At 60.9% G+C, this 11,376-nt stretch carries 11 protein-coding genes; 8 read left to right on the top strand and 3 right to left on the bottom strand.

All coding sequences use genetic code 11. The features are described from left to right. Nucleotides 1-118: 118 nt before the first annotated feature. The 3 genes from CXQ82_RS05450 to CXQ82_RS05460 are packed head-to-tail and all read right to left on the bottom strand — an operon-like array spanning nucleotide 119 to nucleotide 2,468. The gene (locus CXQ82_RS05450; RefSeq protein WP_101266835.1) at nucleotides 119-487 is read right to left on the bottom strand and encodes a DNA polymerase III subunit chi; all 369 of its coding nucleotides are present in this window, start codon (nucleotides 485-487) and stop codon (nucleotides 119-121) included. A 7-nt stretch (nucleotides 488-494) separates the two neighbouring features. Beyond that, on the bottom strand, nucleotides 495-923 hold the full coding sequence (locus CXQ82_RS05455; protein ID WP_101266837.1) for a DNA polymerase III subunit chi: 429 nt from the start codon (nucleotides 921-923) through the stop codon (nucleotides 495-497). Nucleotides 924-977: 54 nt separating this feature from the next. Next, the gene (locus CXQ82_RS05460; protein ID WP_101266839.1) at nucleotides 978-2,468 is read right to left on the bottom strand and encodes a leucyl aminopeptidase; all 1,491 of its coding nucleotides are present in this window, start codon (nucleotides 2,466-2,468) and stop codon (nucleotides 978-980) included. A gap of 284 nt (nucleotides 2,469-2,752) precedes the next feature. Between CXQ82_RS05460 and lptF the strand changes: the two genes are divergently transcribed. The 8 genes from lptF (at nucleotide 2,753) to pdxJ (ending at nucleotide 11,151) form a co-directional block, all read left to right on the top strand. Next, nucleotides 2,753-3,871 carry an LPS export ABC transporter permease LptF gene (lptF, locus tag CXQ82_RS05465; RefSeq protein WP_101266841.1) on the top strand — a complete coding sequence of 373 codons (1,119 nt, stop codon included), beginning with the start codon at nucleotides 2,753-2,755 and terminating at the stop codon, nucleotides 3,869-3,871. After that, nucleotides 3,864-4,943: an LPS export ABC transporter permease LptG gene (gene lptG / locus CXQ82_RS05470; RefSeq protein ID WP_101266843.1), complete on the top strand. Its 1,080-nt coding sequence runs from the start codon at nucleotides 3,864-3,866 to the stop codon at nucleotides 4,941-4,943. The genes lptF and lptG overlap by 8 nt, the downstream gene beginning before the upstream one ends. Nucleotides 4,944-5,094: 151 nt before the next feature. Then, entirely contained in the window at nucleotides 5,095-6,894 is a 1,800-nt protein-coding gene (gene lepA, locus CXQ82_RS05475; RefSeq protein WP_003210439.1) for a translation elongation factor 4, read from the top strand. 5 nt (nucleotides 6,895-6,899) lie between these two features. Further along, complete coding sequence (gene lepB / locus CXQ82_RS05480; RefSeq protein ID WP_101266846.1) at nucleotides 6,900-7,754, top strand: signal peptidase I; 855 nt, start codon at nucleotides 6,900-6,902, stop codon at nucleotides 7,752-7,754. 161 nt (nucleotides 7,755-7,915) lie between these two features. Continuing rightward, entirely contained in the window at nucleotides 7,916-8,605 is a 690-nt protein-coding gene (gene rnc, locus CXQ82_RS05485; RefSeq protein ID WP_003188856.1) for a ribonuclease III, read from the top strand. Then, on the top strand, nucleotides 8,598-9,500 hold the full coding sequence (era, locus tag CXQ82_RS05490) for a GTPase Era (RefSeq protein ID WP_101266848.1): 903 nt from the start codon (nucleotides 8,598-8,600) through the stop codon (nucleotides 9,498-9,500). The genes rnc and era overlap by 8 nt, the downstream gene beginning before the upstream one ends. Nucleotides 9,501-9,666: 166 nt before the next feature. Further along, nucleotides 9,667-10,356, top strand: a complete 690-nt coding sequence (gene recO / locus CXQ82_RS05495; RefSeq protein ID WP_101266850.1) for a DNA repair protein RecO — start codon at nucleotides 9,667-9,669, stop codon at nucleotides 10,354-10,356. 51 nt (nucleotides 10,357-10,407) lie between these two features. Further along, complete coding sequence (gene pdxJ / locus CXQ82_RS05500; RefSeq protein ID WP_101266852.1) at nucleotides 10,408-11,151, top strand: pyridoxine 5'-phosphate synthase; 744 nt, start codon at nucleotides 10,408-10,410, stop codon at nucleotides 11,149-11,151. Nucleotides 11,152-11,376: the final 225 nt, after the last annotated feature.

Here is an 11,376-nt window from a genome sequence, read left to right on the forward strand (position 1 = left end):
CGTTGAGCAAATGTGGGAGCGGGCTTGCTCGCGAATGCAGTGTAACAGTCACCGGATGGATTGACTGAACCACCGCATTCGCGAGCAAGCCCGCTCCCACAGGGGATCTGTGTGTGGCTCAGGATTGGTATTGGCTGAGCAACCGCTCCATCCGCGCATCCAGCCGACGCTTGATCTCGGTTTCGATATGCGGGGCGAAGTCGTCGATCACGTCTTGCATGATCAATTGCGCAGCGGCGCGCAGTTCGTTGTCCAGGTGCAGCAGCAGGGCGTCCTGGGTTTTTTCGGCGACGGGCGCCGGGGCGGCCGGCGCTTTGGCAGCAGGCTTGTTGTCCACCGCGTCGAACAGCATGGGGATCTGTACGTCATCCTCCACGGATTCGGTCAGCAGCGGCGGTTGCAAGTCATCATCACCCAGCAGCTGACGGATCGACTCGAGGTCATCCAGCAGGTGGTCGTCTTTTTTTATAGGGTTGGGAGTGTCCATCATGTACTCAAAGTCGTTGTAGCCGGTGATCTTGCAAAGGATAGCCCTGTTCGCGGTAGAAGCGGAAACTCTCCCGCGCGGCCTGACGAATAGCCGGGTCTTCCACCACCACCTCCGCCACACGGGCAAATGCCTTGGCGAAGGGCGGTACTTTCAGGTCCAGGTTGACCAGCAGGTCATGGTGATCGCCGCAGCTGTCGCCCAAACCCAGCACCACCAGGCCGTCGGGTTCGGATTCGGCGGGGCCGTGGGGCACGAAGCTTTCGCCCTTGAAGCGCCACAGGCGTGCATCAAGCTCGTCGCGTTGGGCCGCGTCGCTGCAATGCAGGTAGATGCGGTGGCCCATGCGCCAGGCTTTTTCGCTGAGTTTGCAGGCAAAGTCCAGGCGTGCCGAAGGATCGGCGCTGGGCAATATATAGAAGTCGACTTGGGTCATTGCGGTTCCTGAGGCCGGGGCGGCGCGTTCATCACCGCCCCGGCATCTTCAGTTTCAGGCTTTGGCGCGATCCAGCAGGTACTGGGTCAGCAGAGGCACCGGACGGCCAGTGGCGCCCTTGTCCTTGCCGCCGCTGGTCCAGGCCGTGCCGGCGATGTCCAGGTGCGCCCAGTTGAAGTTCTTGGCGAAGCGCGACAGGAAGCAGGCAGCGGTAATGGTGCCGGCTTTTGGCCCGCCGATGTTGGCGATGTCGGCGAACGGGCTGTCCAGCTGCTCTTGGTACTCATCGAACAGCGGCAATTGCCAGGCGCGGTCGTCGGCCGCCTTGCCGGCGCTGAGCAGTTGCTCGATCAGCTCGTCGCTGTTGCCCAGCAGGCCCGACGTGTGGGAACCCAGGGCCACGATGCAGGCACCGGTGAGGGTGGCGATGTCGATCACGGCTTGCGGCTTGAAGCGCTCGGCGTAGGTCAGTGCGTCGCACAGCACCAGGCGGCCTTCGGCGTCGGTGTTGAGAATTTCGACGGTCTGGCCGCTCAGGGTGGTGACGATATCGCCCGGACGGGTTGCGCCGCCGCTCGGCATGTTCTCGGCGCAGGCCAGGATGCACACCAGGTTGATTGGCAGTTTCAGCTCCAGCACGGCACGCAGGGTGCCGAATACGCTGGCGGCGCCGCCCATGTCGTACTTCATCTCATCCATGCCCGCGCCCGGCTTGAGGCTGATACCGCCGGTGTCGAAGGTGATGCCTTTGCCCACCAGGGCGTAAGGTTTTTCGGTTTTTTTGCCGCCGTTGTATTGCATCACGATCAGGCGTGGCGGCTGGTCGCTGCCCTGGCCCACGGCATAGAACGAGCCCATGCCCAGTTCCTTGATCTTCTTCTCGTCGAGGACTTCGACTTTCAAACCCTTGAACTCTTTGCCCAGCGCCTTGGCCTGTTCGCCCAGGTAGGTTGGGTGGCAGATGTTCGGCGGCAGGTTGCCCAGGTCGCGGGTGAACGACATGCCGTTGGCGATGGCCTGGGCGTGGGTCGCGGCGCGCTGGACTTCAGCCTGGGCGGCCTTGATGGTCAGCAGGGTGATTTTCTTCAGGGCGCGCGGTTCGGCTTTCTGGCTCTTGAACTGGTCGAAGATATAGCCGCCGTCTACCAGGGTTTCAGCCAGCAGACGGGTCTTGCCGTAGCTGTCACGGCCTTTAACCACGATTTCGTCGAGTGCCAGTGCCGCATCGCTGCCGCCCAGGCCCTTGAGGGTGGTGAGGATGGCGCTGATGATTTTGCGGAATGGGCGGTCGCCGAGCTCGGCGTCCTTGCCCACGCCCACCAGCAATACGCGGTCGGCCTTGAGGTTGGGCAGGCTTTGCAGCAGCAGGCTCTGGCCGACTTTGCCGGCCAGGTCGCCGCGCTTGAGTACGGCGCTGATGGCGCCGCCGCTGAGTTCATCGAGCTGCTTGGCGGCGACGCCGAGCTTGCGGCCTTCGCCGATGGCGACCACGAGGGTGGCGGTTTTCAACGTTTCGGGGCTAACGCTTTTTACAACCAATTCCATTTTCGGGTCCCTTATAAAGGTCAGAGAGCCTGGCGTCTGTACGCAGGCTTTAAAGCTGGGCAGCTGTGTAAACCGCCCGCGACAAAGCCCGCAGTTTGAACCTCGCCGGCGGAGCCTGACAACCCTTGCCGCCAGCTTTGTGCACGCGCATGAGCGTGCTCCGTGACAGGCGCGGTCAATCACAGGATAATGCGCCATCTTTTTAGCCGGCCCGCTGCAAACGGGCTGACTCGGTATGCTTGCTTGTTTGGCCGCCTTAGCCTGACAACCCTGGAGTGTCTGGTTTGATTGTCTTCCGTTATCTATCCCGCGAAGTTCTGTTGACCCTGAGTGCCGTAAGTGCGGTGCTGTTGGTCATCATCATGAGTGGTCGTTTCGTCAAATACCTGGCCCAGGCTGCCTCGGGCGCCCTCGACCCAGGCTCGCTGTTCCTGATCATGGGCTTTCGCCTGCCGGGCTTCCTGCAGCTGATCCTGCCGCTGGGCCTGTTCCTCGGCATCCTGCTGGCCTACGGCCGCCTGTACCTCGAAAGCGAAATGACCGTGCTCTCGGCCACCGGCATGAGCCAGCAGCGTCTGCTGGGCATGACCATGATCCCGGCCGCCGGCATCGCGCTGATCGTGGCCTGGCTGAGCTTGAGCCTGGCCCCGCAGGGCGCCATGCAGTTCCAGCTGGTGCTGAACAAGCAGGACGCCATGACTGAGTTCGACACCCTCGAACCCGGCCGCTTCCAGGCGCTCAATGACGGTTCGCGGGTGACTTACACTGAAACCCTGACCGACGACCGCGCCAACCTGGGCGGAGTGTTCATCTCCGAGAAACGCTTGGGGCAGGACAAGAAAGACCGTGGCATTTCGGTGCTGGTGGCCGACTCGGGTCGCCAGGAAGTGCGCCCCGACGGCAGCCGCTACCTGATCCTGGAAAACGGCTATCGCTACGACGGCAGCCCAGGCATGGCCGATTACCGTGCGATTAAGTACGACACCTATGGCGTGATGCTGGCTCGCCCGGACATCAGCGACGAAGTCACCGACCGCGATGCGATCCCGACCACCGACTTGTTCGGCAGCAAGGAGCTGCGTTCGATTGCCGAGCTGCAATGGCGTATTTCCCTGCCGTTGCTGGTGTTCATCGTGACCTTGATGGCGGTGCCACTGTCGCGCGTCAACCCGCGCCAGGGCCGTTTCCTCAAGCTGTTGCCGGCGATCCTGCTGTACATGGCTTACCTGACCATCCTGATTTCCGCCCGTGGCTCGCTGGAGAAAGGCAAGCTGTCGCCGACCCTGGGCCTGTGGTGGGTGCACGGGATCTTCCTGGTGATTGGCCTCGGGCTGCTGTATTGGGAACCTATACGCTTGAAAATGATGAGCCGTCGTGGCCAGAAGGAGTTGGCTCGTGGCTAAGCTCGATCGCTACATTGGTAGCAGCGTACTGATCGCCATTCTGGCGGTATTGGGCATCATCCTCGGCCTGGCGTCGTTGTTCGCCTTCATCGATGAAGTCGGCAACGTCAGCGACACCTACACCGTGTGGGACGTGCTCAGCTACGTGGCCCTCACCGCGCCGCGTCGCCTCTACGACATGATGCCGATGGCCGCATTGATCGGCTGTCTGATCGGCCTGGGCAGCCTGGCCAGCAACAGCGAGCTGACCATCATGCGCGCCGCCGGCGTGTCCATCGGTCGTATCGTCTGGGCGGTGATGAAGCCGATGTTGCTGCTGATGCTGTGCAGCGTGCTGATCGGCGAGTACGTCGCCCCGCCGGCTGAAACCACGGCCCAGGCCAATCGCGCCCTGGCCCAGGGCTCGGGCGATGCGCAAAGCTCCAAGCACGGCCTGTGGCACCGCCAGGGGGATGAATTCATCCACATCAACGCCGTGCAACCGGGCGGCCTGCTGATTGGTGTGACGCGCTATACGTTCGACAAGGAACGTCACTTGCTGTCGTCCAGTTTCGCCAAACGCGCGCAGTACAGCGGCGAAAAATGGCAACTGAGCGACATCACCACGACGTACTTCCGCAACATCGGCCAAGGCACCAAGGCCAGCACCGAAGTGATCAATGTGCCGAGCGAAGAGTGGGATATCGCCCTCAAGCCGCAATTGCTCAATACGGTGGTGATGATCCCGGAAAGCCTGCCGATCTCCGGGTTGTGGGGCTATATCCACTACCTCAAGGACCAGGGCCTGAATAACGGCCGCTACTGGCTGGCGTTTTGGGTCAAGGTGTTGCAGCCGGTCGTCACCGCCGCGCTGGTGTTGATGGCAATTTCGTTCATCTTCGGCCCGTTGCGCTCCGTTACCCTTGGCCAGCGTGTGTTTACTGGCGTGCTGGTGGGCTTTACCTTCCGTATCGCCCAGGACCTGCTCGGCCCGTCGAGCCTGGTGTTCGGGTTCTCGCCGCTGTTTGCGGTGCTGGTGCCGACCGCTATCTGCGCCCTGGCCGGGTTCTGGCTGTTGCGCCGAGCCGGTTGATACCGCGCTTATGCACAAAAAATGCCCCGCTCAGATGAGTGGGGCATTTTTGTTCTGGTCAGCAAAGATGACGTCTGGCCTGAGCATCAGGTACAATTCCCGGCTATTTTTCAGCGGGCAATCTGCCTGCAGCCTTTTTGAGTGTTGATCCGTGAGTGATTTGAGTCATATCCGCAATTTCTCCATCATCGCCCACATTGACCATGGTAAGTCGACGCTGGCCGATCGATTCATCCAGATGTGCGGCGGCCTTGCCGAGCGTGAAATGGAAGCCCAGGTACTGGATTCCATGGACCTCGAACGCGAGCGCGGGATCACCATCAAGGCCCACAGCGTTACTCTGTATTACACCGCCAAAGACGGTATCAAGTACCAGCTGAACTTCATTGACACCCCCGGGCACGTCGACTTCACCTACGAAGTCAGCCGGTCGTTGGCGGCCTGTGAAGGCGCCTTGCTGGTGGTTGATGCGGGCCAGGGCGTCGAAGCCCAATCCGTGGCCAACTGCTACACCGCGATCGAGCAGGGCCTTGAGGTCATGCCGGTATTGAACAAGATCGACCTGCCGCAGGCCGACCCAGACCGCGTTAAAGAAGAAATCGAAAAAATCATCGGCATTGACGCCACCGACGCCGTCGAGTGCAGCGCCAAGACCGGCCTGGGCGTCGACGAAGTGCTCGAGCGCCTGGTCAAGACCATTCCTGCGCCGACCGGCAACTACGAAGATCCGCTGCAAGCGTTGATCATCGACTCCTGGTTCGACAACTACCTGGGCGTTGTGTCCCTGGTACGTGTGCGCCACGGCCGGGTGAAGAAGGGCGACAAGATCCTGGTCAAATCCACCGGCAAGATCCACCTGGTGGACAGCGTCGGTGTATTCAACCCGAAACACACCGCCACCACCGACCTCAAGGCCGGTGAAGTGGGCTTCATCATCGCCGGCATCAAGGATATTCACGGGGCGCCGGTGGGTGACACCCTGACCTTGAGTTCGACCCCTGATGTCGACGTGCTGCCCGGCTTCAAACGCATCCAGCCGCAGGTGTACGCCGGCCTGTTCCCGGTCAGCTCCGACGACTTCGAAGACTTCCGCGAAGCGCTGCAGAAGCTGACCCTCAACGACTCGTCGTTGCAGTACACCCCGGAAAGCTCCGACGCCCTGGGCTTCGGCTTCCGTTGCGGGTTCCTGGGCATGCTGCACATGGAGATCATCCAGGAGCGCCTCGAGCGCGAATACGACCTGGACCTGATCACCACCGCGCCGACGGTTATTTTTGAGCTGGCGCTGAAAACCGGTGAAACGATTTACGTCGACAACCCGTCCAAGCTTCCAGACCTGTCCTCCATCGAAGACATGCGCGAGCCGATCGTGCGGGCCAATATCCTGGTACCGCAGGAACACCTGGGCAATGTCATTACCCTGTGTATCGAAAAGCGTGGCGTCCAGCACGACATGCTGTTCCTCGGTACCCAAGTGCAAGTGACCTACGATTTGCCGATGAACGAAGTGGTCCTGGACTTCTTCGACCGTCTCAAATCCACCAGCCGCGGCTATGCTTCGCTGGATTACCATTTCGATCGTTACCAATCGGCTAATCTGGTGAAACTGGATGTGCTGATCAACGGCGACAAGGTCGATGCCCTGGCACTCATCGTGCACAAGGACAACGCGCACTACAAAGGTCGCCAGTTGACCGAGAAGATGAAAGAACTGATTCCGCGCCAGATGTTCGACGTCGCGATCCAGGCCGCCATTGGCGGGCAGATCATTGCGCGGACCTCCGTCAAGGCTCTCAGAAAGAACGTACTGGCCAAATGCTACGGCGGCGACGTAAGCCGTAAGCGCAAACTGCTTGAGAAGCAAAAGGCCGGTAAAAAACGCATGAAGCAAGTGGGTAACGTGGAAATTCCACAAGAAGCCTTCCTTGCGGTGCTCAGGTTGGATAGTTAGGTCCTATGTCGCTAAATTTCCCGCTGTTGCTGGTCATCGCCGTTGCCGTTTGCGGTCTCCTGGCGTTGCTCGATCTGGTGTTCTTCGCCCCGCGTCGGCGGGCGGCTATCGCGTCCTATCAGGGCAGCGTCAGCCAGCCCGACGGTGTGGTGATCGAGAAGCTGAACAAAGAGCCTTTGCTGGTTGAATACGGCAAGTCGTTCTTCCCGGTGTTGTTCATCGTGCTGGTGCTGCGTTCGTTCCTGGTGGAACCGTTTCAGATTCCTTCCGGGTCGATGAAGCCTACCCTGGATGTGGGCGACTTCATCCTGGTGAACAAGTTTTCCTACGGGATCCGCCTGCCGGTGATCGACAAGAAGGTTATCGAGGTCGGTGACCCGCAGCGTGGCGACGTGATGGTGTTCCGCTACCCGAGCGACCCGAACGTCAACTACATCAAGCGTGTGGTTGGCCTGCCGGGCGACGTGATCCGCTACACCAGCGACAAGCGCCTGTTCATCAACGGTGAGTCGGTGGCCGAGAAACTGATCGGTTCCGAACCGAACAGCCTCGGCAGCGCTGAGCTGTATCAGGAAAAACTCGGCGCGGTAGAGCACGAAATCCGCAAGGAAATGAGCCGCTACCGTGCCCAGCCTGACGGCGAATGGAAAGTGCCGGCCGGGCACTACTTCATGATGGGCGACAACCGCGACAACTCCAATGACAGCCGCTACTGGGATGACCCCACTATTCCCAAGGAGTTGCTGGGCATGGTTCCCGACCAGAATATCGTCGGCAAGGCCTTTGCGGTCTGGATGAGCTGGCCGGAACCCAAACTCAGCCACCTGCCGAACTTCTCGCGGGTCGGGCTGATCAAGTAATACAAGCGGCGCTGTTCACACAGCGCCGAATGCTTTTCTGGGGCTCGGACAATTCCGGCGCCAGGCTGTAATCATCAGGATTTGAATTTGAACACTGCGTCAATCGTCGATGGCCGCCGGTGCCACCCACTAGATATGCAGCAACTAGGTATGGATAAACCGTGACCGTTTCGCTAAGTCGTTTAGAGCGCCAGCTCGGCTACACCTTCAAGGATCAGGAATTGATGGTCCTTGCCCTCACACACCGCAGCTTTGCAGGGCGTAACAACGAGCGCCTGGAATTCCTCGGTGATGCCATTCTCAATTTCGCCGCCGGTGAGGCGTTGTTCGAGCGCTTCCCGCAAGCGCGCGAAGGCCAGCTGTCGCGCCTGCGTGCACGCCTGGTGAAAGGCGAGACCCTGGCTGTGCTGGCCCGTGGTTTCGGCCTGGGCGAGTACCTGCGCCTGGGTTCCGGTGAATTGAAAAGCGGCGGTTTCCGTCGCGAGTCGATCCTCGCCGATGCCCTTGAGGCGCTGATCGGTGCGATCTACCTCGACGCGGGTATGGAGACGGCCAAGGAGCGCGTGGTCGCCTGGCTGGCTTCGGAGATCGAAAGCCTCACGCTGGTCGACACCAATAAAGATCCCAAGACCCGCCTGCAGGAATACCTGCAGTCGCGCGGGTGCGAACTGCCACGCTACGAAGTGGTGGATATCCAGGGTGAGCCGCATTGCCGCGTATTCTTCGTGGAATGTGAAATCACCTTACTGAATGAAAAAAGCCGAGGTCAGGGTGTGAGCCGTCGTATTGCCGAACAGGTAGCGGCCGCTGCAGCACTGATTGCCCTGGGCGTGGAGAATGGCCATGACTGATTCAACCGCAACACGCTGTGGCTATGTTGCCATCGTTGGCCGCCCGAACGTGGGCAAGTCCACGCTGCTCAACCACATCCTCGGGCAGAAACTCGCGATCACCTCGCGTAAGCCGCAGACCACCCGCCACAACATGCTGGGTATCAAGACCGAAGGCAGCGTGCAAGCGGTCTACGTTGACACCCCGGGCATGCACAAAGGCGGCGAGAAAGCCCTTAACCGCTACATGAACAAGACCGCTTCGGCGGCGTTGAAAGACGTCGACGTGGTGATCTTCGTGGTCGACCGCACCAAGTGGACCGACGAAGACCAGATGGTCCTGGAGCGTGTGCAGTACGTCACCGGCCCGCTGATCGTCGCGTTGAACAAGACCGACCGCATCGAAGACAAAGCCGAATTGATGCCGCACCTGAGCTGGCTGCAGGAACAACTGCCGAACGCCCAGATCATCCCGATCTCGGCGCAGCACGGCCACAACCTCGATGCCCTGGAGCGCGTGATCGCCGAGCACCTGCCGGAGAACGAGCACTTCTTCCCGGAAGACCAGATCACCGACCGCAGCAGCCGTTTCCTTGCCGCCGAACTGGTGCGCGAGAAAATCATGCGCCAGATGGGCGCCGAGCTGCCGTACCAGATCACCGTCGAAATCGAAGAGTTCAAGCAACAGGGCAAGACCCTGCATATTCACGCGCTGATCCTCGTCGAACGTGACGGCCAGAAAAAAATCATCATTGGCGACAAGGGCGAGCGCATCAAGCGCATCGGCACCGAAGCGCGCAAGGACATGGAGTTGCTGTTCGACTCCAAGATCATGCTCAACCTGTGGGTGAAGGTGAAGGGTGGCTGGTCCGATGATGAGCGTGCGTTGCGCTCCCTCGGTTACGGCGACCTGTAATCGGTTTTCAGTAACACCACAGGACAAAATGTGGGAGCGGGCTTGCTCGCGAATGCAGTGGATCAGTCACCCGATGTGTTGGCTGACACACCGCATTCGCGAGCAAGCCCGCTCCCACATTGGATAGTCGAAGTTTTCAAGACCGTGTTCCGTCAGCGAGAACCCCATGTCCCAATCCCAACCCCCCAGCCAACTCGCCTACGTCCTGCACAGCCGCGCCTACCGCGAGACCAGCGCGCTGGTGGACTTCCTCACGCCCCAAGGCCGCCTGCGCGCGGTGTTGCGCAGTGCGCGGGGCAAGGCGGGCACGTTGGCGCGGCCGTTCGTGGCCTTGGACGTGGAGTTTCGGGGCAAGGGCGAGCTGAAAAACGTCGGCCGCCTGGAAAGCGTCGGCACTTCGGCCTGGCTCAATGGCGAGGCGCTGTTCAGCGGTCTTTACCTCAATGAACTGCTGATTCGCCTGTTGCCCGCCGAAGACCCGCACCCAGCGGTATTCGATCACTATGCCGCGACCCTGTTGGCCCTGGCCGAAGGTCGCCCTCTGGAGCCGTTGTTGCGCGCGTTCGAATGGCGCCTGCTGGACGACCTGGGCTACGGCTTCGAATTGAGCAACGACCTGCACGGCGAGCCCATCGCCGCCGACGGCATGTACCGCCTGCAAGTCGACGCCGGCCTGGAGCGGGTGTACCTGCTGCAACCGGGTCTGTTCCAGGGCACCGAGCTGCTGGCCATGAGTGAAGCGGATTGGACCGCCCCCGGCGCCTTGTCCGCCGCCAAGCGTTTGATGCGCCAGGCGCTGGCCGTGCACTTGGGCGGAAGGCCATTGGTCAGTCGCGAGTTGTTTCGAAAGCCCTGACATCCCCGTGTATGCTGTGCACCGATTCTTTCCCTTTTCAGGAGCGCTTTCGTGACCACCAGCAATCGCATTCTTCTTGGCGTCAACATCGACCACGTCGCCACCCTGCGCCAGGCCCGGGGCACCCGTTACCCTGACCCGGTCAAGGCCGCGCTGGACGCCGAAGAAGCGGGCGCCGACGGCATCACCGTGCACCTGCGCGAAGACCGTCGGCACATCCAGGAGCGCGATGTGCTGCTGCTCAAGGACGTGCTGCAAACCCGCATGAACTTCGAGATGGGCGTCACCGAGGAAATGATGGCGTTCGCCGAGCGCATCCGCCCGGCGCATATCTGCCTGGTGCCGGAAACCCGCCAGGAACTGACCACCGAAGGCGGCCTCGACGTGGCCGGCCAGGAAGCGCGGATCAAGGCTGCCGTGGAGCGCCTGTCGAAGATCGGCAGCGAAGTGTCGCTGTTCATCGACGCCGACGAGCGCCAGATCGAAGCCTCGCGCCGTGTCGGTGCGCCGGCCATCGAACTGCACACCGGTCGTTACGCCGACGCCACCACGCCGACCGAAGTGGCTGACGAACTGCAGCGCATCGTCGAGGGCGTAAAGTGCGGCCTGAATGAAGGTCTAATCGTCAACGCCGGCCATGGCCTGCACTACCACAACGTCGAAGCCGTGGCCGCGATCAAGGGCATCAACGAGCTGAACATCGGCCACGCACTGGTGGCCCATGCACTGTTCGTCGGTTTCAAAGGCGCCGTGGCCGAAATGAAGGCCCTGATCCTGGCAGCTGCCAAGCACTGACATAACACTGCAGAACCGCTGTGGGAGCGGGCTTGTGTGGGAGCGGGCTTGCTCGCGAATACGGTGTGTCAGTCGACTCATGTATTGCTGGCCCACTGCATTCGCGAGCAAGCCCGCTCCCACACAGGTCTATTTCCATCTTTTGATCTGTGGTGTATTCACCCGCGTTTTAGCCATGCGGCAATGCGAAGCCTTACTGTTTAGCCGATGCAGGTGTATCGTATC

It is taken from the genome of Pseudomonas sp. S09G 359 (assembly GCF_002843605.1).
Lineage (GTDB): Bacteria > Pseudomonadota > Gammaproteobacteria > Pseudomonadales > Pseudomonadaceae > Aquipseudomonas.

What these genes read in the sequence shown, in the direction of transcription:
- CXQ82_RS05450 (WP_101266835.1), bottom strand. Translation starts at nt 487, where the DNA reads ATGGACACTCCCAACCCTATAAAAAAAGACGACCACCTGCTGGATGAC.
- CXQ82_RS05455 (WP_101266837.1), bottom strand. Translation starts at nt 923, where the DNA reads ATGACCCAAGTCGACTTCTATATATTGCCCAGCGCCGATCCTTCGGCA.
- CXQ82_RS05460 (WP_101266839.1), bottom strand. Translation starts at nt 2,468, where the DNA reads ATGGAATTGGTTGTAAAAAGCGTTAGCCCCGAAACGTTGAAAACCGCC.
- lepB (WP_101266846.1), top strand. Translation starts at nt 6,900, where the DNA reads ATGTCGCTAAATTTCCCGCTGTTGCTGGTCATCGCCGTTGCCGTTTGC.
- era (WP_101266848.1), top strand. Translation starts at nt 8,598, where the DNA reads ATGACTGATTCAACCGCAACACGCTGTGGCTATGTTGCCATCGTTGGC.
- recO (WP_101266850.1), top strand. Translation starts at nt 9,667, where the DNA reads ATGTCCCAATCCCAACCCCCCAGCCAACTCGCCTACGTCCTGCACAGC.